The following is a 21709-nucleotide window of genomic DNA, read 5'->3' as shown; positions in this document are numbered from 1 at the left end:
GCGCCCCGCCCGCTTTGGTGGGCCTGGAGGCGGCGGGGCAGGTCGTTGGTGCAGCCTGTGTACAGTGTGCCGTCCCCGCAGCGCAGGATGTAGACCAGATAGCCCATACCGTCCCTCCTCTGTCCGATGAGACCAGTATACCACAGCCCGCCGCCCCGTCAAAGGGCTTTCCGCATGGGGACTTCCCTGCCCGGCATAGGAATGATGGTACAGGGAGGGATTCTATGTTGTCTGCCGCACTGCTGCTCTTCGCCAACACGCTGCTCTTCTCACTCCGCCTGTCCGGCGGCGGGTCGTTTCCAAAGCCGCTGTCCGCCGCAGAGGAGCGGGAATATCTCCGCCGCTACGCCCAGGGAGATCAGGAGGCCCGGGATGTACTCATCGAGCGGAACCTGCGCCTGGTGGCCCACATCATCAAGAAATACTATACCCAGAGCGCCGATCAGGAGGACCTGATCTCCATCGGCACCATCGGCCTCATCAAGGGCATCTCCAGCTTCGACCCGGAGAAGGGCGCCCGCCTGGCCACCTACGCCGCCCGCTGCATTGAAAACGAAATTCTCATGTACTTCCGCAGCCAGAAAAAGCTCCAGGGAGAAGTCTCTCTGTCGGATTCCATTGAGACAGACAAGGAGGGCAATGCCCTCCAGCTGATGGATGTGGTGGGCGTGGATGACACCATGCTGGACGATATCCACGACCGGGACAGCGCGCTCCGGCTCCACCAGATCATCCGGGAGCGTCTGACCACCCGGGAGGCGGAGATCATTCGCCTGCGGTACGGGCTGGGCGGCACCATCCCCCTGACCCAGAGGGAAATTGCCGCCTCCTTCGGGATTTCCCGGTCCTATGTATCCCGCATCGAAAAGCGGGCGCTGGAAAAGCTGCGCCAGGAGCTGCAGGACGGCCCTGCGCCCCAGCTGGTCCGGCGGAGGCCCCATTCCTCCGGGACGTGACCGCCGGATTTGGAAAACAGAGGGCGTGATGGAAAATTTCCATCACGCCCTTTCTTTGCGCGCTTCCGCGCCTTTCAATAGCGCCGCACCACGGCGGCCACCTTGCCCAATATCTGGGCATAGGTGCCGTCAATGGGGGAATATGCCTCATTCTCCGGCAGCAGCCATACCTGACCGCTTTTCAGAGACAGGCGCTTAACCGTCGCCTCGTCATCGATCAGAGCCACCACAATCTCACCGTGCTGCGCAGTGGGCTGGCTGTGAACCACCACCAGGTCGCCGGGCAGGATGCCTGCGTTCAGCATGGACTCGCCCCGGACCCGCAGGGCAAAATACTCCCCGGGCCGACCGGCGGTATCGAAGGTCAAATAGTCCTCGATACACTCCTCCGCCAGAATGGGGCTGCCGGCCGCCACATTGCCCACCACTGGGACCTGATTTTCAGGCTTAGGAGATTCCCGCAGCGTGATGGCGCGGCCCTTGCCGGCGCCCTTTTCAATGACGCCTGCCTCCTCAAGCCGTTTGAGGTGAAAATGGACTGTGGAGGGTGACTTCAGCCCCACGGCCTCCCCGATCTCCCGCACCGAGGGGGGGTAGCCCTGCTCCCGGATACAGGCGGCAATGTACTCGTAGATTTTCTGCTGCATCTTTGAGAGCTCCCGCATACGTGTCCACCTCCGCTGGATTTCTGGCTGTATTATACCACAACGCCGCAGGAAAAGCAAACATTTGTTCCATCATTTTCAAACTTTTTTGTCGTCTGTCCGTACGCTTCCGCATAGCTTTGATTTGTCTGCTTTTTTGCAAAATCCCCTTGAAATACAGAGAAAACTATGGTATCATTAACATCTGTGAAATCATGATCCATGCGCTGCATGGCTGAAAGTTTTGGAGGTTATCCTGTATGGACGCTTTAACGCTCGTCATCACGATCCTGCAGCTTCTCTGCGGTCTGGCAGTCATTGTCATCGTGCTCTTCCAGTCCGGCAAGAGCGCCGGCCTCTCCGGTGCCATCGGCGGTGTGGCCGACTCCTTCCTGTCCCGCAACAAGGCCAAGACTCTGGACGCCAAGCTGGCCCGCGCCACCAAATGGGTTGGGGCCATCTTCCTGATCCTGACGCTGGTCCTGCTGATCCTGCAGGGCTGATTTCGCGCTGAAAGCGCCCGGTGTGCCAGCACACCGGGCGCTTTTTTATATGTCGCCGGAGCAGTACAGCACACCGGCCTCCGGTTGGATACCGTTGGCTTCCAGCAGTTCCTGCACCGTCACGAAGCGGTAGCCTTCCCCTTGAAGCGTATCTACAATCTCCAGTGCCGCGTCCACAGAGGTATCGTAGATATCATGGAGCAGGATGATCTGATTGGGGGCCGCATTTTCCAGGACCGCCGCCTTCACCTGGGCTGTATTGAGCTTTTCCCAGTCCCTGGGATCGATGGACCACTTTATCATGGGCACCTGCAGCAGCTCCCGGTCCGCCGCATCCACGGCCCCGTATGGCGGGCGGAGCCAATATGGCCCCCCTCCCAGCAACGCTTCCAGCGTCTCCTCTGTACGGCCTACCTCCCGCTGCAGCGTCTCCCGGGAGATCCCCTGAAGCCGTACATGGTTCCAGGTGTGGCTGCCCACCTGATGGCCCTCTGCCTGCATCCGCCGGACCAGGTCCTCATTGCCTTCGATCTGCTTGCCAATCAGGAAAAAGGTGGCGCTTGCCCCCCGCTCCTGCAGGCCGTCCAGTAGCCGCTCGGTAGTGTTCCGGCGTGGGCCGTCGTCAAATGTAATGGCGATCAGCTTGTCCGCCGGGAGCTGGGCATCTGCCCCAGCCTCCGCCACAGGGCCGCCCGGCGCGCAGCCGGACAGCAGTGCCAGGGCAAGGCACAGAAAAAACAGGCGACCTCTCCACATCGCGCCCACACCTCCTCATTCATGCAGCGGTAGTTTGCGCGGCAGCTGAAAATTTACACCCGTTAAAATTTTCTCCTGTTTTTTCATAACACGAAAAAAGGAAGCGGGCCCCGCCCGCTTCCTTCATCTCATATTCCGTTCGGTGCTCTGCATAGACGGTCAGGAGAACAGGTCAGAAATGGCATCTCCCACCAGGTCCACTGCCAGATCTGACACCACTTCCAGTCCCAGAAGCACTCCCCCCTCCTTGGCAGCTGAATGGGCTCTCTTTCGCCCGCGTGCTGCGGGCTTCTCCCTCTGCTGAAATTCCGGTTTCTTCTCGAGCTGCGGCGCGTCTCCGTCCCCTGCAGGCTGATTGAAGGCCCCGCACCGGGGGCAGAAGCCGTCTGCATCGCAATCATACCGTTTGCCGCACGAAGCGCAGGAAATCTTCTTCACAGATGTTCCCTCCTTTGCTCTGCTGCCGGGCGCTCACAAGTCCCCGCCGGGCAGCCGTCGACCGTGGGACTGCTCCTTCAGCAGCCGGCCCATGGCCATCTCTGCCTGACGGAGATTTTCTCCCAGTTCCCGCTGGAGCCTCCCTGTCCGCTTCTGCTGTGCCGCAGGGGACTCAGCGGCCGCGGCGGTCCCGCCGCTCCGGACCCAGACAGGCTGGTTGAAGGCCCCGCACCGGGGGCAGAAGCCATCCACATCGTAGTCATACCGCTTTCCGCAGTCCTCACAGTGAACCATGCGCATAGAGATCTCCCCCTTCGCTTCCATTGTATCACATCTCCTTCAGGTCCACAAGAACAATCAAAAGCCCTTTGTCACAGGTCCTAGGTTCCCATGACAAAGGGCTTTTTTGATTGCGGGTTCTTACTTCACCAGCTCGATGATGGCGGTCTCCGCGGCATCTCCGCGGCGCACGCCGGTGCGGATCACGCGGGTGTAGCCGCCGTTGCGCTCTGCATAGCTGGGAGCGATCTCCTTGAACAGCTTCTTGCAGACATCCTCGCGGGTGATGAAGCTCATAGCCTGCCGATAAGCGGCCAGGTCGCTCTTCTTGCCGAGGGTAATCATCTTCTCAGCCAGAGGCTTGATCTCCTTGGCGCGGGCAAGAGTGGTCTCCATCTTGCCGTTGTCCAGGAAATCCGTCACCTGCTGACGCAGCATCGCCATGCGCTGGTCAGTGGGCTTGCCAAGTTTCCGAGTTCCGGGCATTTTGGTTTCCTCCTTATCAGGATTTTGGTCAGCCGGGGAACGTCCGCCGGCATTGGAATCAGTTGTTGTTATCTTCGTCAGCCAGATGGAGTCCCATCATCGCCAGCTTGTTGATGACCTCTTCCAGGGACTTGCGGCCCAGGTTGCGGACCTTCATCATCTCGTCCTCCGTCTTGGAAATCAAATCCTCCACGGTGTTGATGTTGGCACGCTTGAGGCAGTTGAAGCTGCGGACGGAGAGATCCAGCTCTTCGATGGTCAGCTCCAGCACCTTGTCCCGCTGGGCCTCCGCCTTCTCCACTACGGTGGGCTTGCTGCCCACGTTCTCAGAGAGGTCGGTAAACAGCGTGAAGTGGTCGCACAGGATCTTCGCACCCAAGGACACGGCGTCCCGGGCAGAGATGGTCCCGTCGGTCCAGACCTCCAGCGTCAGCTTGTCGAAGTCGCTGGAAGCACCCACACGGGTGGGCTCCACGGTGTAGTTGACCTTATACACGGGGGTGTAGATGGAGTCCACGGCGATGACGCCGATCACGTTCTGCTGCGGCTTGTTGCGGTCCGCAGGCACATAGCCGCGTCCGTGGGACAGGGTGATCTCCATGTTCAGCGTCGCGCCGTTGTCCAGCGTGGCAATGTGCATGTCGGGATTCAGGACCTCCACCTCGCCGTCGGCCTTGATATCGCCGGCCTTGACCTCGCAGGGGCCCACCGCCTCGATGTAGACCGTCTTCACCGTCTCGCAGTGGAGCTTGGTGAGCAGGCCCTTCACATTCAGGACGATCTCCGTCACGTCTTCCTTGACACCTGGGATGGTGGAGAACTCATGCTGCACGCCGGCGATCTTGATGGTGGTCGGGGCCGTGCCGGGCAGAGAGGAAAGCATAATGCGGCGAAGCGCATTGCCCAAAGTGGTGCCGTAGCCGCGCTCCAGCGGTTCCACCACATACTTGCCGTATGTGGCGTCCCCCGGCGTCTCGATGCACTCAATCTGGGGCTTTTCAATTTCGATCATGCAGTAGTACCCTCCTTCATCTTCTTGTTGCGAGCACGCATGATTGCGCGCCGCCGGCAGTTCCTATCATTATTGAGGGTATCCTCCGCTTACTTGGAGTACAACTCAACGATGAGGTGCTCCTCGACGGGAACGTCGATGTCCTCCCGGGCGGGCAGACGGGTCACGGTGCCCTTCAGGGCGTTCTTCTCACGCTCCATCCAGGCGGGGATCAGGAACACGGGGGCATCCTGGCCCAGCAGGCGCTTGAAGATCTCAGAGGAGCGGCTGGACTCGGCAACCTCGATCACATCGCCGGCCTTGACCTGATAGGACGGAATGTCGACCTTCCGGCCGTTGACGGTGAAGTGGGCGTGGCTCACCAGCTGACGGGCCTGACGGCGGGTCATGGCGAAGCCCATGCGGTATACCACGTTGTCCAGACGGCGCTCCACAGCGATCAGCAGGTTGTCGCCGGTCTTGCCGGGGGTCTTGGCGGCCGCCTCGTAATAGGCGTGGAACTGCTTCTCCAGAATGCCATAGATGAACTTGACCTTCTGCTTCTCATTCAGCTGGATGCCATATTCGCTCTTCTTCTTTCTCATCTGGCCGCCGGGGTTGCGATTGGTCTCCTTCTTCGCATAGCCCATCACGGCAGGAGAAATGCCCAGAGCCTTGCAGCGCTTCGCGATCGGCTGCATATTCTTAGCCATTTGCTTGTTACCTCCTCTTCAAATCAGACACGGCGGCGCTTGGGGGGGCGGCAGCCATTGTGGGGGATGGGCGTGACGTCCTTGATCATGGTCACTTCCAGGCCCACGGCCTGCAGCGCCCGGATCGCGGCCTCACGGCCCTGGCCGGGGCCCTTGACGAAGACCTCGACGGTCTTCAGGCCATGCTCCATAGCGGCGCGGGCGGCCGTCTCAGCCGCGGTCTGTGCCGCGAAGGGGGTGGACTTCTTGCTGCCGCGGAAACCGAGGCCGCCGGAGGAAGCCCAGGAGATCGCGTTGCCCTGTGTATCGGTAACAGTTACCATGGTGTTGTTGAACGAAGAGCGGATATGGACCTGGCCCCGCTCAATGTTCTTCCGTTCACGCCGGCGGCGAATGACCTTCTTGCCGGCGGATGCCTTTGCAGTTGCCATCTTGGTTCTCCCTCCTTACTTCTTCTTGTTGGCAATGGTCTTCTTGGGACCTTTGCGGGTCCGCGCATTGGTCTTGCTGCGCTGGCCGCGCACGGGCAGACCCTTGCGGTGGCGAATGCCGCGATAGCAGCCGATCTCGGTCAGCCGCTTGATGTCCAGAGCGGTCTGGCGGCGCAGGTCGCCCTCAACGGTATAGCTGTCGATGGCGTCGCGCAGCTTCTGCTCGTCGGCGTCGGACAGATCCTTCACGCGGGTGTCGGGGTTGACGCCTGTCTGCGCCAGGATGTCCTTGGCGCTCTTTCTGCCAATGCCGTAGATATAAGTGAGGCCGATCTCGATACGCTTATCCTTCGGCAGGTCAATACCGGCAATACGTGCCATACTCTCAAAGCACCTCCAATTAAATGTTAGCCCTGTCTCTGCTTATGCTTGGGGTTCTCGCAAATGACCATGACACGGCCTTTGCGGCGAATGACCTTGCACTTCTCGCACATGGGCTTTACGGACGGTCTTACTTTCATAGTTTTTAACCATTCCTTTCAGCGGTTTGTGTCTTTTCAGCTCAAGTGGCGCTTACTTACTGCGCCAGGTGATCCGGCCGCGGGTCAGGTCATACGGGGACATCTCCACCGTCACCTTGTCGCCGGGCAGAATCCTGATGAAATTCATTCTGAGTTTTCCGGAAATATGTGCCAAAATCTTGTGTCCATTTCCAATGTCTACCTGGAACGTTGTGTTGGGCAGGGCTTCCACCACGACACCCTCCACTTCAATCATGTCGGATTTTGCCAAACGTTATCCCTCCTGGTCCGGATAAACCTCCTCGCGGTAAGCCGCAAGGGTTTTGCGAAGCTCGCTGTTGGTGATCCTGGCTTCGCCTCTGATCTTTTCAGAAAGCCGGTTCTCGTCCGCCGCTACAAACAGCACGTGTCTGCGCTTTTTGCGTTTGGGCGACTCCACCTTCCTGGATTTCCCGTCCGCCAGCAGCAGGTACTCCCCCTCCACCGCGAGAACGATGAAGAGCTTTCCCTGGTCCCGGCCGGCAACGGATCTTACGATGTTGGATGCTGCAATTTCCATGCGTTTCCTCTCAGATGGCGGGGGCCGTCAGGATCTCAGGCTCGCCGTCCGTGATCAGAATGGAATTTTCATAGTGGGCCGCCCATTTGCCGTCCAGCGTCTTGACGGTCCAGCCGTCGCTCATCTGCTGGATGGCCGCCGAGCCGGCGTTCACCATGGGTTCGATTGCAAGCGTCATGCCGCGGAGGAGCCTGGGCCCCCGGCCGGGATGGCCGTAATTGGGGATCTCCGGCGACTCGTGCATCTGGGCGCCGACACCGTGGCCGACGTATTCCCGGACGATGGAGTAGTCGTGACTCTCCACGTACTGCTGGATGGCTGCCGAGATATCGAACAGCCGGTAGCCCTCCTTGGCAAACCTGATTCCCTCAAAAAAGCTCTGTCTGGTCACGTCGATCAGATCCTGCGCCTCCGGGGAGATCCTGCCGCAGGGGAAGGTGGCCGCACAGTCGCCGTGAAACCCTCCAATGTACGCTCCCACATCCACACTGACGATATCGCCCTCCTGGAGGACCCGGGGTCCGGGAATTCCGTGGATGATCTCGTCGTTGACGCTGATGCAGGCGCTGGCCGGATAGCCGTTGTAATGCAGGAAGGAGGGGACTGCGCCTTGCTTGCGAATGAAATGCTCCACTGCACGGTCGATCTCATGGGTTGTGACGCCGGGCTTTACCAATTCCCCTGCATAAGCACGGGCAGCCGCGGTAATTTTTCCGGCCCGGCGCATCAATTCGATCTCATGGGGGGATTTGAGTGTAATCATACGCTCATCTCCCCAGTGCGTGGAGGATGGCCCGGGAGGTCTCTTCCACAGAGGGCTGATTCTCCACAGGCTTCAGGAGTCCCCGCTGGGCATAGAAGTCCTTCAGCGGCTCGGTCTCCTTATGATAGACCTCGAGCCGCGCCTTGACGGTCTCGGGGGCATCATCTTTCCGCTGGACCAGCTTACCGCCGCACTTGTCGCACACGCCCTCCTGCTTGGGGGGCACAGCTACCATGTGGTAGCTGGCCCCGCAGGATTCGCAGACACGGCGGCCGCTCATCCGCTCCATGATGGTCTCGTCAGAGATCTCAATAGAGATCACGTCGTCAAATGTGATCCCGGCCTTTTCCAGGGCCGCGGCCTGGGCGATGGTGCGGGGCACCCCGTCCAGGATATAGCCGTTCTTGCAGTCATCCTCTGCCAGCCGCTCCGTGACGATGCCGATGATGACGTCGTCCGGCACCAGCTGGCCGGCGTCCATATAGGACTTGGCCTTCAGGCCGGTGGGCGTGCCGTTTTTGATGGCCGCCCGGAGGATGTTGCCTGTGGAAATGGTGGGAATACTCAGTTCTCTGCACAGGATTTCCGCCTGTGTTCCCTTACCGGCGCCGGGGGCGCCCAACAGGATCAGCTTCAATTGAAACGCCTTCTCTCTTATTCCAGGAAGCCCTTGTACTGACGCATCAGCATCTGGGCCTCCAGCGCCTTGACAGTCTCCAGAGCCACGCCGACCACGATGATGACGGAGGTGCCGCCGATCGCCAGATAAGCGTTGCCGACAGCCTTACCCAGCAGCAGCGGGCAGATCGCCACGATGCCCAGATAAATGGCGCCGAACAGGGTGATCTTGCTCAGGACTTTCTTGATGAAGTCCACAGTGGGCTTGCCGGGACGGAATCCCGGGATAAAGCCGCCCTGCTTCTTCAGGTTGTTGGCGATCTCCACCGGATTGAACTGGATGGTGGAGTAGAAATAGCTGAAACCGATGATCATGATGAAATACACGATCATATAGATGAAGGACTGGGTATCGATGGCGTCGTAGATTGCCCGGGAAACCGTCTCCTCCTCGGGAATACCGATGAAGGTCCAGATCGTCACGGGCAGAGACGCGATGCTCTGGGCGAAGATGATGGGCAGAACGCCGGACATATTCACCTTCATGGGGAGGTGAGAGCTCTGGCCGCCGTACATCTTCCGGCCCACCTGCCGCTTGGCATACTGGACGGGAATGCGGCGCTCTGCGTCGCTGATGAACACGACGAACACAACCAGCGCCAGGACGCCCACCAGCAGCAACACCACCAGAGCCGGGTGCAGCGCACCGTCCGCGGCAGCGCCGCCGTTGGCCCAGCTCACCACGCCGCTGTACAGAGAGCTGACAGAGGTGGGGATCCGGGACAGGATGCCGGCGAACAGAATGATGGAAATGCCGTTGCCGATGCCGAACTCCGTCACCTGCTCGCCCATCCACATGACGAAGGAGGAGCCGGCGATGAAGGACACGACGATGACCAGTGCGGGCCAGATGCCGGTGGCATCAGATGCCAGCAGGTTGTAGTTGCGCATCATGAAATAGTAGCCGACCGCCTGCAGGATGGCGATGCCGACAGTGGTATAGCGGGTGATGGACTGGATCTTCTTCCGTCCCTCTTCACCGCCATCCTTGGCCAGCCGCTCCAGGGCCGGGATGGCCACAGTCAGCAGCTGGATGATGATGGATGCGTTGATATAGGGCTGGATGCTCAGGGCGAAGACCGTTGCCTGGGCAAAGGCGCCGCCGGACATCACGTTGTACAGGCCCAGAATGGTGCCGCCCATCTGATCCAGATAGGTCTCCAGCAGGCCGACATCCACGTAAGGCACCGTGATGGCGTTGCCGATCCGGAAGATCAACAGGATGAGGAGTGTAAAAATGATCTTCTTCCGCAGTTCGGGGATGCCCCACGCTTTGCGAATGGTTTGGATCACGTTACATCACCTCGGCCTTTCCGCCTGCTGCCTCGATAGCCTCCTTGGCAGAAGCGGAGAAAGCAGAAGCCTGGACAGTGAGCTTCTTGGACAGCTTGCCGCTGCCCAGAACCTTGTAGCCGTAGCGGCACTTGGAGAGGATACCCTTCTCCAGCAGCGCGTGGACCGTGACAGTATCGCCGTCCTGGAACTGATCCAGGGTGCTGAGATTCACGATCTCCAGGGGCTTTGCGAAGATGTTGTTGAAGCCGCGCTTGGGGATGCGGCGGGCCAGAGGCATCTGGCCGCCTTCAAAGCCAACACGGATCTTGCCGCCGGAGCGGGCCTTCTGGCCCTTGTGACCGCGGCCGCCGGTCTTTCCGTTGCCGGAGCCGGCGCCCCGGCCCTTCCGGTACGGGGCCCGGACGGAGCCCTCGGCGGGAGACAGTTCGCTCAACTTCATAATTCCGTGCCTCCTTATTTCACTTCTGTGACCTGCAGCAGGTAGCCGATCTTGGCGATCTTGCCGCGGGTCTGGTCGTTGTCGGGCTGCACGGTGATGTCACCGATCTTGCGCAGGCCCATGGAATGAGCGGTGGCGACCTGTTTTTCCAGGCGGCCGTTCAGGCTCTTGACGAGCTTAATATTTAAGTTTGCCATTTTTGCGCCTCCTTAACCCACGATCTCTTCGACGCTCTTGCCGCGGATGCGGGCGACCTCCTCGGGACCGCGCATGCTCTTGAGGCCCTCGAAGGCGGCGGCGACAACGTTGTTGGGGTTGTTGGAACGCAGGCACTTGGTCCGGATATCCTTGATGCCTGCGGCCTCGACGACGGCACGCACAGCGCCGCCGGCGATCACGCCGGTACCGGGGGCAGCGGGCTTCATCAGCACGCGGCCGGCACCGGCCTCACCGATGGTCTCATGGGGCACAGTGGTGCCGGAGAGGGTCACGGTGATCATGTTCTTCTTGGCGGCTTCGATGCCCTTGCGGATGGCCTCGGGGACCTCAGCGGCCTTGCCCAGGCCATAGCCCACCTTGCCCTTGCCGTCGCCCACGACGACCAAGGCGGAGAATTTCATCACACGGCCGCCCTTGACGGTCTTGGAGACGCGGTTCAGGGAAACGACCTTCTCGATATACTCGCTCTGTTCTCTTTCAAATCTAGGCATGTTGTCGTTCCTCCTCCCTTAGAATTTCAGGCCGCCCTCGCGGGCACCCTCAGCCAGAGCCTTCACGCGGCCGTGGTACAGATAGCCGCCGCGGTCAAACACGACAGTCTCGATACCCTTGGCCTTGGCGCGCTCGGCCACCAGCTTGCCAACGGCAGTGGCAGCGGCGATATTGCCGCCGTAACCTTCGATGGCCTTGTCCAGGGAGGAAGCGGAAGCCAGGGTCACGCCGTTGACATCATCGATGACCTGGGCGTAGATGTTGGCCTCGCTGCGGAACACATTCAGACGCGGCATCTCAGGGGTGCCGGAGATCTTGGCGCGCACTCTCTTGTGGCGCTTCAGGCGCTGGGCGTTGGTATTCGGTCTCTTAATCATATCGGCACACCTCCTTACTTCTTGGCGCCGGTCTTACCGACCTTGCGGCGGATGACTTCATCGGCGTACTTGATGCCCTTGCCCTTATAAGGCTCGGGAGGACGCTTCTCGCGGACCTCGGCCGCAAACTGGCCGACAGCCTGCTTGTCGCATCCGTTGATGACGATTTTATTGGGAGCGGGGACATCGATGGTGATGCCCTCGATCTCAGAAACGATCACCTGGTGAGAGAAGCCCAGGTTCATGACCAGGTTCTTACCCTCCTTGGCCACACGGTAGCCGACGCCGTTAACCTCCAGCTCCTTCTTGTAGCCGTCGGTCACACCGACGATCATGTTATGGAGCAGAGTGCGGGTCAGGCCGTGGAGGCTGCGGTGCAGCTTGTCGTCGGAAGGACGCTCCACGGTGATCGTGCTGCCTTCCTGTTTAAGAATCATCTCAGGGCGCAGAGCCTTCGTCAGCTCGCCCTTGGGTCCCTTAACGGTCACCACATTACCCTCGGCGACATTGACGGTGACGCCGGCGGGAACGGTAATGGGCATTCTGCCAATTCTAGACATGGTCCAATACCCTCCTTACCAAACGAATGCCAGGACCTCGCCGCCGACATGGAGCTCGCGGGCCTTCTTGTCGGTCATGACGCCCTTGGACGTAGAGATGATAGCGATGCCCAGGCCGCGGAGCACGCGGGGCAGCTCGTCGGCGCCCACATAGACGCGCAGGCCGGGCTTGGAGACGCGGCGCAGGCCGGTGATAACCTTTTCCTTGCCCGCGTTGTACTTCAGGGAGATGTGGATGACACCCTGGGTTCCGTCCTCCACCACCTGGAAGTTCTTGATATAGCCCTCATCCAGCAGAATCTGAGCGATGCTCTTCTTCATGTTGGAGGCGGGAACATCAACGGTGTCGTGCTTGGCGTTGTTGGCGTTGCGGATGCGGGTCAGCATATCCGCAACCGGATCGGTGATATGCATAATAAATCCTCCTATTTTAGAGTTGCGGCTCTCTCGAGACCGCTGCGGCAGCGAGGTATCATGGCGAATGGAGCAGTCCGCTCGCGCGTGGTGCCCAATTCGTCATGACCTTTCGCCATCCGATCTGCCAAAGGCTCCATATCAAAAGCCCGTGGTCACAAAATTTGGTTGCGCGGGGCGCCTCTCAGAAGGAGGCCTTCCGCACGCCGGGGATCTCGCCCTTGTAGGCCAGTTCCCGGAAGCAGATACGGCAGACGCCGTAGTCACGCAGATAGGCGTGGGGGCGGCCGCACAGCTTGCAGCGGTTGTATCTCCGGGAGGAGAACTTGGGAGCCCGCTGCTGCTTGAGAATCATGGATTTCTTTGCCATCGTTTCTTCCTCCTTAGCGGGCGAAGGGAGCGCCGACCTGCTCCAGCAGGGCGCGGGCCTCTTCATCGGTGTGCGCGGTGGTGCAGATGACCACATCCATGCCGCGGATCTTGTCGATCTTGTCGTACTCGATCTCGGGGAAGATCAGCTGCTCCTTGATGCCCAGGGCATAGTTGCCGCGGCCGTCGAAGGAGTTGGGGTTGATGCCCTGGAAATCACGGACGCGGGGCAGGGCCACGTTGAACAGGCGGTCCAGGAACTCCCACATCTTGTCGCCCCGCAGGGTGACCTTGGCGCCGATGGGCATATCCTCACGCAGCTTGAAGTTTGCGATGGACTTGCGGGCCCGGGTAATGACGGGCTTCTGGCCGGTAATCTGGCTCAGATCGCCCACCACGTTCTCCAGAACCTTGGAGTTTTCACGCGCCTCACCGCAGCCCACGTTCACGACCACCTTGTCGATCTTGGGGATCTGCATGACGCTCTTGTAGCCGAACTGCTTCATCAGGGCGGGAGCGACTTCGGCAGTGTATTTTTCTTTCAGTCTGGCCATTTGTCAGCTCTCCTTTCTCACAGCTCAGCGCCGCAGTGCTTGCACACGCGGGTCTTCTTGCCGCCCTCGATCTTGTGGGCGACGCGGGTGCCCTTGCTGCACTTGGGGCACACCACCTGCACCTTGCAGGCGGCAATGGCGGCCTCGCGCTTCATGATGCCGCCCTCTTCGCCCTGCTTGCGGGGCTTGACGTGGCAGGTCACCATGTTGATGCCCTCCACGACAACCTTCAGGGAGCCGGGAACGGTGCCCAGCACCTTGCCCTGCTTGCCCTTGTCCTTGCCGGACAGGACGACAACGGTATCGCCCTTCTTAATGTTCATAGCCATTTCGCTGCCCTCCTCAAATCACTTCGGGAGCGAGGGACAGGATCTTCATGTAATCCTTGTCGCGCAGCTCACGAGCAACCGGCCCGAAGATACGGGTGCCTCTGGGGTTCTTGTCATCCTTGATCAGGACGGCGGCATTGTCGTCGAAACGGACATAGGTGCCGTCCGCCCGGCGGACGCCCTTGGCGCTGCGGACGATCACGGCCTTGACAACCTCGCCCTTCTTCACCGTGCCGCCGGGGGTGGACTTGCGGACGGACGCGACGATCACATCGCCGATGTTGCCGAACTTCCGCTTGGAGCCGCCCAGGACACGGATGCACTTGATCTCCTTGGCGCCGGTATTATCGGCCACCTTCAGAAATGTTTCCTGCTGAATCATAACGGCACCTCCTTACTTCGCTTTTTCAATGATCTCGACCACGCGCCACCGCTTGTCCTTGGACAGGGGGCGGGTCTCCATCACTTTGACCCGGTCGCCGATGCCGCAGGCATTCTCCTCGTCATGGGCCTTCAGCTTGTAAGTGCGGCCGACGATCTTCTTGTACAGGGGATGGGCCACACGGTCTTCAATGGCGACGACCACGGTCTTGTCCATCTTGTCGGATACGACTCTGCCGACCCGGGTCTTGCGGGAGGAAGTTCTCTTCTCTTCGTTCATGTTCGATTCCCTCCTTCTTACTGCTTGTCAGAAGCTCCGGAGAGCTCCTTTTGACGCAACATGGTCTTGACTCGGGCAATGTCATGCTTGGTCTCCCGGATCTTCAGGGGATTATCCAGCTGATTGGTGGCGTGCTGCATACGCAGATAGAAAAGATCCTTCTTCAGGCCCACCAGCTTCTCGTTGAGCTGCTCGGGGGTCATGCTACGAATTTCACTTGCCTTCATCTTCACTCACCTGCTTCCTCGGTGCGGGCGACGATCTTCGTCTTGATGGGCAGCTTGTGGCTGGCCAGACGAAGCGCCTCGCGGGCAACTTCTTCAGACACGCCGGCGATCTCGAACATGATGCGGCCGGGCTTCACGACGGCAACCCAGAACTCGGGGGAACCCTTACCGGAACCCATGCGGGTCTCAGCGGGCTTCTTGGTCACGGGCTTGTCGGGGAAAATCTTGATCCAAACCTGACCGCCACGCTTGGTGTAGCGGGTCATGGCGATACGGGCCGCCTCGATCTGATTGCTGGTGATCCAGGCGGGCTCCAGGGCCTGCAGGCCGAACTCACCGTAGGCAATGGTGTTGCCGCGGGTGGCCTTGCCGGTCATACGGCCGCGGTGTACGCGGCGATACTTGACTCTCTTCGGCAGAAGCATTACTGGGCTCCTCCTTCCTTAGCGGGTGCCGCAGGCGCCGCGGGGGCAGCCGGACGGCTGGGATTGGTGGCACGGTTGAAACCGCCCTGGGGGCGGCCCTGGCCGCGGTTGAAACCGCCCTGACGGTCACGGTTAAACCCGCCGCCCTGGCGCCGGTCGCCGAAACCGCCGCGGCGGTCGCCATCCCGGCGGGGACGACGCTCACGACGCTCCTGGTAGGGCTTGGAGGTGTCCATGGTGCGGGGGGTGGTGCGCAGGGTCTGAGAGAGGACCTCTCCCTTGTAGATCCAGACCTTCACGCCGATGCGGCCGAAGGTGGTGGCAGCCTCCGCGAAGCCGTACTCAATGTCGGCGCGGATGGTCTGCAGGGGGATGGTGCCCTCGTGATAGTGCTCCACGCCGGCGATCTCACGTCCGCCCAGACGGCCGGAGCAGCAAACCTTGATGCCCTTGGCGCCGGCGCGCATGGCGCGGGCCATGGCGTTCTTCATGGCGCGGCGGTGAGAGATACGCTTCTCCAACTGCTGGGCGATGTTCTCCGCCACCAGCTGGGCGTTCATGTCGGGGTTGCGGACCTCGACGATGTTCAGGCGCACCTTCTTGCCGATCAGCTTCTCCACAGCGAGACGATACTGCTCGATCTGCTCGCCGCCCTTGCCGATGACCATGCCCGGCCGGGCGCAGTGGAGGAAGATGGTGACGACTTCGTTGCTCCGCTCGATCTCGATCTTGGGAACACCGGCGCCGTACAGGGTCTTCTTCAGGTACTTGCGGATCTTCTGATCCTCGACGATCAGATCGCCGACCTTCTCATCACTGGCATACCAACGGGAATCCCAGTCTTTGATGACGCCCACGCGCAGGCCGTGGGGATTTACTTTCTGTCCCATAAAACTGTTCTCCTCCCTCTTATGCCTTTTCCGTCACAGCCAGGGTGACGTGAGAAGTCTTCTTATTGATCCGATAGGCGCGGCCCTGAGCCCGGGGCATCATCCGCTTCAGGATGGGGCCGGGAGTGGCGAACACCTCGGACACCACCAGCTTGGCGGGGTCCATGCCGAAGTTGTTCTCGGCATTGGCACAGGCGGACTTCAGGAGCTTCATCAGAGGCTCGGAAGCGGCCTTGGGGGTCTGCATCAGGATCGCCATGGCGGTGCCGGCGTCCTTGCCGCGGATCAGATCACACACGATCTGGACCTTGCGGGGAGCGATGCGGACATAGCGCAGATACGCTTTGGCAATCTTCATCTCTTCCATGTTCTGCATCCTCCTTCATTAAGAATCTTTCCGATGGCCGCGGAAGGTGCGGGTGGGCGCGAACTCACCCAGCTTGTGGCCGACCATATCCTCCTGGATATAGACGGGCACGTGCTTGCGGCCGTCGTGAACGGCGATGGTGTGGCCCACGAAGGCGGGAAAGATGGTGGAGCTGCGGCTCCAGGTCTTGAGGACCTTCTTCTCGTTCTTCGCGTTCATTTCCTCGACCCGCTTCAGAAGCTCCGGGGCAACATACGGGCCTTTTTTAATGGATCTGCTCATATTGACTTGCCTCCTTACTTCTCGTTGCGGCGCTTGACGATGAATTTATTGGTGGGGTTCTTGCCCTTGCGGGTCTTGTAACCCATGGCGGGCTTGCCCCAGGGGGTCACCGGGCCGGGACGGCCGACGGGTGCGCGGCCCTCGCCGCCGCCGTGGGGGTGGTCATTGGGGTTCATGACGGAGCCGCGCACGGTGGGACGCCAGCCCATGTGACGCTTGCGGCCAGCCTTGCCGATGTTGATGTTCTCGTGCTCGATGTTGCCAACCTGACCGATGGTGGCGTAGCAGTTGGTGCGCACGATGCGGACCTCGCCGGAAGGCAGACGGATCTGGGCGTCGCCGCCCTCCTTGGCCATCAGCTGAGCGGCGGTGCCGGCGGAGCGCACCAGCTGGGCGCCGTTGCCGGGATGCAGCTCGATATTATGGATCACGGTACCAACGGGGATGTTGGCGATGGGCAGGGCGTTGCCGGGCAGGATGTCCGCCTCGGGGCCGGTCATGATCTTGTGGCCGGCCTTCAGGCCCAGGGGCGCCAGGATATAGCGCTTCTCGCCGTCCTCATACTGGATCAGAGCGATGTTGGCGCTGCGGTTGGGATCGTACTCCAGGCGCAGCACGGTGGCGGAGCCGATCTTGTCCCGCTTGAAGTCAATGATACGGTACTTGCGCTTGTTGCCGCCGCCGCGGTGGCGGACGGTAATGCGGCCGTAGCTGTTGCGGCCGGAGCTCTTCTTCAGGGGCTCAGTAAGGCTGGGCTCGGGCTTCGCCTTCTTGTCGATGCCGTCGAACCCGGAGACCGTCATCTGCCGTCTGGAGGGAGTCGTCGGCTTAAAAGTTTTGATAGACATGTCGCGTTACACTCCTTCCGTTTATCAGACCATACCTTCGAAGAACTCGATGGTCTTGGAATCCGCCGCCAGCTGGACATAGGCCTTTTTCCAGGTCTTGGTCATGCCGGGACGGCCGGCACCCATGCGCTTCTCCTTGCCGGGCACCGTCAGGGTGTTGACAGAGGCAACCTTCACACCGAAGATCTCCTCCACCGCCTTCTTGATCTCGATCTTGCCGGCGTCCTTGGCCACCTCGAAGACGTACTTCTTGTCGGCGGCACCGGACATGGCGCGCTCGGTGATGATGGGGCGGATGATAATATCGTAAGCGGTAGCCATTACGCGTACACCTCCTCGATTTTTGCGAGGGCGTCCTTGTCCACAACCAGATACTTGGCGTTCAGGATGTCATAGACGCTCAGGATGGAAGCGGGAGTGGTCACAACGCCGGGGATGTTCCGCGCGCTCTTGACGATGGTCTGATCCACGGCGGGGGTGACCACCATGGCCTTGCCGTCCACACCGACGGCGGTGAGGAACTTGCGGAAGTCAGCGGTCTTGATGGCGTCCATCTTGATGGAGTCGATGACCACCATCTGGCCCTCGGCCACCTTGGCGGAGAGGACGGACTTCAGCGCCAGGCGCTTGACCTTCTTATTCAGCACATAGCTGTAATCCCGGGGCTTGGGGGCAAACACGATGCCGCCGTGGGTCCACTGGGGAGCACGGGTGCTGCCCTGCCGGGCGTGGCCGGTGCCCTTCTGACGCCAGGGCTTTCTGCCGCCGCCGGAGACTTCGGCGCGGGTGAGGGCGCTCTGGGTACCCTGTCTGCAGTTGGCGAGGTGGTTCTTGACAACCTCGTGCACGACGGTCTGGTTGGGCTCGATGCCGAAGATCGCGTCGTTCAGTTCCACAGTGCCGACTTCTGCGCCGGCCATGTTCAACACTTTCATAGTAGACATTGATCAAGCACCCCTTTCTTACTTGTTTCTGGCGGAGGCCTTCTGCGGGTTGCGGCCGGAGGCCTTCTGCGGGTTCTTGCTGATGTCAGCGCCGGCCTGCTTGACCTTGTGGACCTTGACCGTGGACTTGATGGTCACGAGGCCGCCCTTGGGGCCGGGGATCGCACCGCAGACCACCAGCATGTTCAGCTCGGGGTCGACCTTGACGACGCTCAGGTTCTGGACAGTCACCTGCTCCACGCCCATGTGGCCGGCGCCGATGGTGCCCTTGATGATCTTGGACATGTGGCTGGTGGCGCCCAGAGAACCGATCTGACGGGCCACAGGGCCGGAGCCGTGGGTCTCCTTCAGGCGGTGGGCACCGTGGCGCTTGATGACGCCCTGATAGCCGTGGCCCTTGCTGATGCCGGTGACATCCACGAAGTCGCCCGCCTGGAAGGCATCAGCCTTCACGATGTCGCCCACGTTCAGCTCGGCGGCATTCTCCAGGTCGAACTCCCGCAGGTACTTCTTGGGAGCCACGCCGGCCTTGTCCAGGTGGCCCTTCTCGGGCTTGGTGAGCTTGCGCTCAGAGATGTCCTCAAAGCCCAGCTGGACCGCCTCATAGCCTTCCTTTTCGGAAGTCTTCTTCTGCACGACCACGCAGGGACCCGCCTCGATCACGGTGACGGGGATCACATGGCCGTTCTCGTCAAAAATCTGGGACATGCCCACTTTTTTGCCGATGATCGCTTTCATGGTTGTTCCTCCTTAAAGGTTATTGGTCGGCTTAGATACGTGCGGGTTGGGTCCCGCCGCATTGCTCTGCCGACATGACCCGTCTGCCTCGCAAGACGGCAGACATGGACAGCAAACAATTTTCAATCTATTTTCGCCGCGGCGTGTACGTGGCGAAAATACCTTGACTCAGCCGCCCTGGGCGGCGCCGCCAGTGCGCACACTGGCGAGGGGGAATCTAAAGGGGGGATTTCATCCCCTCTTTAATTGGTTACAGCTTGATCTCGATCTCCACGCCGGCAGGCAGCTCCAGGGCCATCAGGGCCTCCACCGTCTTGGGGGTGGACTTGGTGATGTCGATGAGGCGCTTGTGGGTGCGGCGCTCAAACTGCTCGCGGCTGTCCTTGTACTTGTGGACGGCCCGCAGGATGGTGACGACTTCCTTCTTGGTGGGCAGAGGGATGGGGCCGGACACGGAAGCGCCGGTGCGCTTGGCGGTCTCCACGATCTTCTCTGCGCTCTGGTCGATGACCTGATGGTCATAGGCCTTCAGCCGGATGCGGATCATTTCTTTCTGAGCCATGGTTGTTTCCTCCTGATTTCGTAGGTAGTTTCACGAGTCTCGACGACCTACGGCGAGAGAATTTTTCTATACGCTTAACCGTGCGTATCATTCCAGCTCATGAAAAATACCGGCGCATGATACGGCCGGTATCCTGTCATGGCGCAGCGATCTACGCAACGTACAGATCCTTCTCAGCCGCCCGATTATCGGACATACTCCCCGGAAGTTACCTCTTTCGAGCAATCTCCCGGTTCATCGCAGTACTCGCCGGGCGCAGTTCTGCCCTCCACGCGAGCTTTATTATCATAAAAGAAAATCTTGCTAATGTCAAGCCTATTTTCTCTGTTTTTTATGAAAATATGAAGATTTTTTTGGAGGGCTGGATCTTTTTCCAATTCTTCCGAAATTTTGGAGGAAAACCGTCGGTTTCAGCCCTTCCGGACTGCTGAAAAAGAGAGGAGGGGGCGTTCCCCTCCTCCCTTTTCGTTCTCAATAAGCCACACCCCAGTAGATGTCGGTGGTGCATTTCCTGCCGCACACGGGGCAGGTGCCCTCCGTGCCGCTCTGGACCAGGGGCATACAGCGGGAGCTGACACCGGCCCGCTCCTTCATGGCCAGCTCACACTCCAGACTGCCGCACCACTTGGACCGGAGGAAGCCGCCCTTCCCCTCCACAATGGCCTTGGCCTCCTCGGGAGTTTGGATGTCGAAGGTGTTGTCCTCCCGGTTCTTCAGGGCCATGGCATACAGATTGTCATGGATGTGATCCAGCAGGGCCTTCACGGCGCTCTCCAGCTCCGCCAGGGCCACGGTGATCTTCTCGCCGGTGTCCCGCCGGGCAATGACGCACTGCTCCTTCTCCATGTCTTTGGGGCCGATCTCCACCCGGACGGGCACACCCTTCATCTCATACTCTGCGAACTTCCAGCCGGGGGAGTTATCAGAGTCGTCCATCTTGCTCCGCACGCCGGCCGCGTTCAGCCGGTCCCGCAGAGAGGCCGCCGCCTCCAGCACCCCGGGCTTGTGGGCCGCCACAGGGATCACCACCGCCTGGGTGGGGGCGATCCGAGGAGGCAGCACCAAGCCGTTGTCGTCGCCGTGGGTCATAATGATGCCGCCGATCATCCGGGTGCTGACGCCCCAGCTGGTCTGGTGGGGATAGTGGGGCTGGTTGTCCTTGCCAGTGAACGTGATGTCAAATGCCTTGGCAAAGCCGTCGCCGAAGTAGTGGCTGGTGCCCGCCTGGAGGGCCTTATGGTCGTGCATCATACACTCCACCGTGTAGGTCTCCTCTGCGCCGTTGAACTTCTCCTTGTCGGTCTTGCGGCCCTTGATGACAGGCATAGCCAGCACGTTCTCCATGAAGTCCGCGTAGATGTTCAGCATCTGCATGGTCTCTTCCCGGGCCTCTTCGGCGGTGGCGTGCATGGTGTGGCCCTCCTGCCACAGGAATTCCCGATGGCGCAGGAAGGGGCGGGAGGTCTTTTCCCACCGCAGCACGCTGCACCACTGGTTGTACAGCTTGGGCAGGTCCCGCCAGGAGTGGATGATGTTGGCATAATGTTCGCAGAAGAGCGTCTCCGAAGTAGGGCGGATAGCGCAGCGGTCCTCCAGCTTCTCACTGCCGCCCACAGTGACCCACGCACATTCGGGTGCAAAGCCCTCCACATGGTCCTTCTCCTTCTGGAGCAGGGACTCCGGGATCAGCACCGGCAGGTACACGTTCTCGTGCCCCGTGGCCTTGAAGCGCCGGTCCAGCTCCGCCTGGATATTCTCCCACAGGGCGTAGCCGTAGGGCCGGTAGATGAACATGCCCTTCACGGAGGTGTAGTCGATCAGCTCCGCCTTCTTGCAGACGTCCGTGTACCACTGGGCGAAGTCTACGTCCCGTGCGGTGATGGCGTCCACCTGTCTCTTATCCTGTGCCATAGTCTTCATCCTTTTCTCTATGATCGCGCCGTCCTTCGGCGCAGTTTACACTGAACATTTATTGTATCCACTCTGGGAGAAAAAGTC

At 60.4% G+C, this 21709-nt stretch carries 40 protein-coding genes; 2 read left to right on the top strand and 38 right to left on the bottom strand.

Annotated features, from left to right (window positions below; translation table 11 throughout):
- Nucleotides 1-107: GIY-YIG nuclease family protein (locus OCV80_RS16505; protein WP_353866951.1), on the bottom strand; the 107-nt coding region annotated here is incomplete at its 3' end.
- Nucleotides 108-224: 117 nt separating this feature from the next.
- On the opposite strand from OCV80_RS16505, the gene sigK reads away from it, so the two are divergent.
- Nucleotides 225-956: an RNA polymerase sporulation sigma factor SigK gene (sigK, locus tag OCV80_RS02100; protein WP_021749632.1), complete on the top strand. Its 732-nt coding sequence runs from the start codon at nucleotides 225-227 to the stop codon at nucleotides 954-956.
- Between the two features lie 74 nt (nucleotides 957-1030).
- On the opposite strand, the gene lexA is transcribed toward sigK, so the two are convergent.
- On the bottom strand, nucleotides 1031-1621 hold the full coding sequence (lexA, locus tag OCV80_RS02095) for a transcriptional repressor LexA (protein WP_021749633.1): 591 nt from the start codon (nucleotides 1619-1621) through the stop codon (nucleotides 1031-1033).
- A gap of 239 nt (nucleotides 1622-1860) precedes the next feature.
- On the opposite strand from lexA, the gene secG reads away from it, so the two are divergent.
- On the top strand, nucleotides 1861-2103 hold the full coding sequence (secG, locus tag OCV80_RS02090; RefSeq protein WP_021749635.1) for a preprotein translocase subunit SecG: 243 nt from the start codon (nucleotides 1861-1863) through the stop codon (nucleotides 2101-2103).
- 45 nt (nucleotides 2104-2148) lie between these two features.
- Here the strand turns inward: secG and OCV80_RS02085 are convergent, their stop codons facing one another.
- The 36 genes from OCV80_RS02085 to proS form a co-directional block, all read right to left on the bottom strand.
- Nucleotides 2149-2859, bottom strand: a complete 711-nt coding sequence (locus OCV80_RS02085) for a polysaccharide deacetylase family protein (protein ID WP_119311578.1) — start codon at nucleotides 2857-2859, stop codon at nucleotides 2149-2151.
- Nucleotides 2860-3018: 159 nt separating this feature from the next.
- Complete coding sequence (locus tag OCV80_RS02080; protein ID WP_119311579.1) at nucleotides 3019-3297, bottom strand: hypothetical protein; 279 nt, start codon at nucleotides 3295-3297, stop codon at nucleotides 3019-3021.
- 33 nt (nucleotides 3298-3330) lie between these two features.
- Complete coding sequence (locus OCV80_RS02075) at nucleotides 3331-3621, bottom strand: hypothetical protein (protein WP_021749638.1); 291 nt, start codon at nucleotides 3619-3621, stop codon at nucleotides 3331-3333.
- A gap of 96 nt (nucleotides 3622-3717) precedes the next feature.
- On the bottom strand, nucleotides 3718-4062 hold the full coding sequence (gene rplQ, locus OCV80_RS02070; RefSeq protein ID WP_021749639.1) for a 50S ribosomal protein L17: 345 nt from the start codon (nucleotides 4060-4062) through the stop codon (nucleotides 3718-3720).
- 58 nt (nucleotides 4063-4120) lie between these two features.
- Entirely contained in the window at nucleotides 4121-5074 is a 954-nt protein-coding gene (locus OCV80_RS02065) for a DNA-directed RNA polymerase subunit alpha (RefSeq protein ID WP_021749640.1), read from the bottom strand.
- An 89-nt stretch (nucleotides 5075-5163) separates the two neighbouring features.
- Entirely contained in the window at nucleotides 5164-5766 is a 603-nt protein-coding gene (rpsD, locus tag OCV80_RS02060; RefSeq protein WP_021749641.1) for a 30S ribosomal protein S4, read from the bottom strand.
- A 23-nt stretch (nucleotides 5767-5789) separates the two neighbouring features.
- On the bottom strand, nucleotides 5790-6197 hold the full coding sequence (gene rpsK, locus OCV80_RS02055; RefSeq protein ID WP_021749642.1) for a 30S ribosomal protein S11: 408 nt from the start codon (nucleotides 6195-6197) through the stop codon (nucleotides 5790-5792).
- A 15-nt stretch (nucleotides 6198-6212) separates the two neighbouring features.
- A complete protein-coding gene (gene rpsM, locus OCV80_RS02050) occupies nucleotides 6213-6578 on the bottom strand; it encodes a 30S ribosomal protein S13 (RefSeq protein ID WP_021749643.1) in 366 nt (121 codons plus the stop codon).
- A gap of 26 nt (nucleotides 6579-6604) precedes the next feature.
- Nucleotides 6605-6718 (bottom strand): 50S ribosomal protein L36, encoded by a 114-nt coding sequence (rpmJ, locus tag OCV80_RS02045; protein ID WP_014116882.1) that lies wholly within the window; start codon nucleotides 6716-6718, stop codon nucleotides 6605-6607.
- A gap of 52 nt (nucleotides 6719-6770) precedes the next feature.
- Nucleotides 6771-6989 (bottom strand): translation initiation factor IF-1, encoded by a 219-nt coding sequence (infA, locus tag OCV80_RS02040; RefSeq protein ID WP_025544561.1) that lies wholly within the window; start codon nucleotides 6987-6989, stop codon nucleotides 6771-6773.
- A 3-nt stretch (nucleotides 6990-6992) separates the two neighbouring features.
- Entirely contained in the window at nucleotides 6993-7277 is a 285-nt protein-coding gene (locus tag OCV80_RS02035) for a KOW domain-containing RNA-binding protein (protein WP_021749645.1), read from the bottom strand.
- Nucleotides 7278-7287: 10 nt separating this feature from the next.
- A complete protein-coding gene (gene map / locus OCV80_RS02030; protein ID WP_119311580.1) occupies nucleotides 7288-8040 on the bottom strand; it encodes a type I methionyl aminopeptidase in 753 nt (250 codons plus the stop codon).
- A gap of 4 nt (nucleotides 8041-8044) precedes the next feature.
- Nucleotides 8045-8677, bottom strand: coding sequence for an adenylate kinase (locus OCV80_RS02025; protein ID WP_119311581.1), 633 nt, complete (start codon nucleotides 8675-8677; stop codon nucleotides 8045-8047).
- A 17-nt stretch (nucleotides 8678-8694) separates the two neighbouring features.
- Nucleotides 8695-10011, bottom strand: a complete 1317-nt coding sequence (gene secY, locus OCV80_RS02020) for a preprotein translocase subunit SecY (protein ID WP_021749648.1) — start codon at nucleotides 10009-10011, stop codon at nucleotides 8695-8697.
- 1 nt (nucleotide 10012) lies between these two features.
- Nucleotides 10013-10453: a 50S ribosomal protein L15 gene (gene rplO / locus OCV80_RS02015; protein WP_021749649.1), complete on the bottom strand. Its 441-nt coding sequence runs from the start codon at nucleotides 10451-10453 to the stop codon at nucleotides 10013-10015.
- Between the two features lie 14 nt (nucleotides 10454-10467).
- Nucleotides 10468-10650 (bottom strand): 50S ribosomal protein L30, encoded by a 183-nt coding sequence (gene rpmD, locus OCV80_RS02010; protein WP_021749650.1) that lies wholly within the window; start codon nucleotides 10648-10650, stop codon nucleotides 10468-10470.
- Between the two features lie 12 nt (nucleotides 10651-10662).
- Complete coding sequence (gene rpsE / locus OCV80_RS02005; protein ID WP_021749651.1) at nucleotides 10663-11163, bottom strand: 30S ribosomal protein S5; 501 nt, start codon at nucleotides 11161-11163, stop codon at nucleotides 10663-10665.
- Nucleotides 11164-11181: 18 nt separating this feature from the next.
- Complete coding sequence (rplR, locus tag OCV80_RS02000; RefSeq protein WP_021749652.1) at nucleotides 11182-11541, bottom strand: 50S ribosomal protein L18; 360 nt, start codon at nucleotides 11539-11541, stop codon at nucleotides 11182-11184.
- A gap of 14 nt (nucleotides 11542-11555) precedes the next feature.
- A complete protein-coding gene (rplF, locus tag OCV80_RS01995) occupies nucleotides 11556-12101 on the bottom strand; it encodes a 50S ribosomal protein L6 (protein ID WP_025544558.1) in 546 nt (181 codons plus the stop codon).
- A 15-nt stretch (nucleotides 12102-12116) separates the two neighbouring features.
- Nucleotides 12117-12515 carry a 30S ribosomal protein S8 gene (gene rpsH / locus OCV80_RS01990; protein ID WP_021749654.1) on the bottom strand — a complete coding sequence of 133 codons (399 nt, stop codon included), beginning with the start codon at nucleotides 12513-12515 and terminating at the stop codon, nucleotides 12117-12119.
- Between the two features lie 184 nt (nucleotides 12516-12699).
- On the bottom strand, nucleotides 12700-12885 hold the full coding sequence (locus tag OCV80_RS01985) for a type Z 30S ribosomal protein S14 (protein WP_021749655.1): 186 nt from the start codon (nucleotides 12883-12885) through the stop codon (nucleotides 12700-12702).
- A gap of 13 nt (nucleotides 12886-12898) precedes the next feature.
- Nucleotides 12899-13438, bottom strand: coding sequence for a 50S ribosomal protein L5 (rplE, locus tag OCV80_RS01980; RefSeq protein WP_021749656.1), 540 nt, complete (start codon nucleotides 13436-13438; stop codon nucleotides 12899-12901).
- Between the two features lie 17 nt (nucleotides 13439-13455).
- Nucleotides 13456-13767: a 50S ribosomal protein L24 gene (gene rplX, locus OCV80_RS01975; RefSeq protein ID WP_021749657.1), complete on the bottom strand. Its 312-nt coding sequence runs from the start codon at nucleotides 13765-13767 to the stop codon at nucleotides 13456-13458.
- Nucleotides 13768-13780: 13 nt separating this feature from the next.
- Nucleotides 13781-14149 (bottom strand): 50S ribosomal protein L14, encoded by a 369-nt coding sequence (gene rplN, locus OCV80_RS01970; RefSeq protein WP_016321001.1) that lies wholly within the window; start codon nucleotides 14147-14149, stop codon nucleotides 13781-13783.
- Between the two features lie 12 nt (nucleotides 14150-14161).
- Entirely contained in the window at nucleotides 14162-14428 is a 267-nt protein-coding gene (gene rpsQ, locus OCV80_RS01965) for a 30S ribosomal protein S17 (RefSeq protein ID WP_021749658.1), read from the bottom strand.
- A gap of 17 nt (nucleotides 14429-14445) precedes the next feature.
- Nucleotides 14446-14655 (bottom strand): 50S ribosomal protein L29, encoded by a 210-nt coding sequence (rpmC, locus tag OCV80_RS01960; RefSeq protein ID WP_025545553.1) that lies wholly within the window; start codon nucleotides 14653-14655, stop codon nucleotides 14446-14448.
- Between the two features lie 2 nt (nucleotides 14656-14657).
- Nucleotides 14658-15080 (bottom strand): 50S ribosomal protein L16, encoded by a 423-nt coding sequence (gene rplP / locus OCV80_RS01955; protein WP_021749660.1) that lies wholly within the window; start codon nucleotides 15078-15080, stop codon nucleotides 14658-14660.
- On the bottom strand, nucleotides 15080-15970 hold the full coding sequence (rpsC, locus tag OCV80_RS01950; RefSeq protein ID WP_021749661.1) for a 30S ribosomal protein S3: 891 nt from the start codon (nucleotides 15968-15970) through the stop codon (nucleotides 15080-15082). Before rpsC ends, rplP begins: the two co-directional genes overlap by 1 nt.
- A gap of 19 nt (nucleotides 15971-15989) precedes the next feature.
- Nucleotides 15990-16337 carry a 50S ribosomal protein L22 gene (gene rplV / locus OCV80_RS01945; RefSeq protein WP_025544367.1) on the bottom strand — a complete coding sequence of 116 codons (348 nt, stop codon included), beginning with the start codon at nucleotides 16335-16337 and terminating at the stop codon, nucleotides 15990-15992.
- Nucleotides 16338-16355: 18 nt separating this feature from the next.
- Nucleotides 16356-16619 carry a 30S ribosomal protein S19 gene (rpsS, locus tag OCV80_RS01940; protein ID WP_021749663.1) on the bottom strand — a complete coding sequence of 88 codons (264 nt, stop codon included), beginning with the start codon at nucleotides 16617-16619 and terminating at the stop codon, nucleotides 16356-16358.
- A gap of 14 nt (nucleotides 16620-16633) precedes the next feature.
- The gene (gene rplB, locus OCV80_RS01935; protein ID WP_025544366.1) at nucleotides 16634-17467 is read right to left on the bottom strand and encodes a 50S ribosomal protein L2; all 834 of its coding nucleotides are present in this window, start codon (nucleotides 17465-17467) and stop codon (nucleotides 16634-16636) included.
- Between the two features lie 24 nt (nucleotides 17468-17491).
- Nucleotides 17492-17788, bottom strand: coding sequence for a 50S ribosomal protein L23 (rplW, locus tag OCV80_RS01930; RefSeq protein ID WP_021749665.1), 297 nt, complete (start codon nucleotides 17786-17788; stop codon nucleotides 17492-17494).
- Entirely contained in the window at nucleotides 17788-18411 is a 624-nt protein-coding gene (rplD, locus tag OCV80_RS01925; protein ID WP_025544363.1) for a 50S ribosomal protein L4, read from the bottom strand. Before rplD ends, rplW begins: the two co-directional genes overlap by 1 nt.
- A gap of 18 nt (nucleotides 18412-18429) precedes the next feature.
- Nucleotides 18430-19149 carry a 50S ribosomal protein L3 gene (gene rplC / locus OCV80_RS01920; protein WP_021749667.1) on the bottom strand — a complete coding sequence of 240 codons (720 nt, stop codon included), beginning with the start codon at nucleotides 19147-19149 and terminating at the stop codon, nucleotides 18430-18432.
- Nucleotides 19150-19399: 250 nt separating this feature from the next.
- Nucleotides 19400-19711: a 30S ribosomal protein S10 gene (rpsJ, locus tag OCV80_RS01915; protein ID WP_021749668.1), complete on the bottom strand. Its 312-nt coding sequence runs from the start codon at nucleotides 19709-19711 to the stop codon at nucleotides 19400-19402.
- 471 nt (nucleotides 19712-20182) lie between these two features.
- A complete protein-coding gene (proS, locus tag OCV80_RS01910; protein ID WP_036630538.1) occupies nucleotides 20183-21622 on the bottom strand; it encodes a proline--tRNA ligase in 1440 nt (479 codons plus the stop codon).
- Nucleotides 21623-21709: the final 87 nt, after the last annotated feature.

This window comes from Oscillibacter acetigenes (assembly GCF_025567605.1).
Lineage (GTDB): Bacteria > Bacillota > Clostridia > Oscillospirales > Oscillospiraceae > Oscillibacter > Oscillibacter welbionis.
This window is presented reverse-complemented; position numbering and strand designations above follow the sequence as displayed.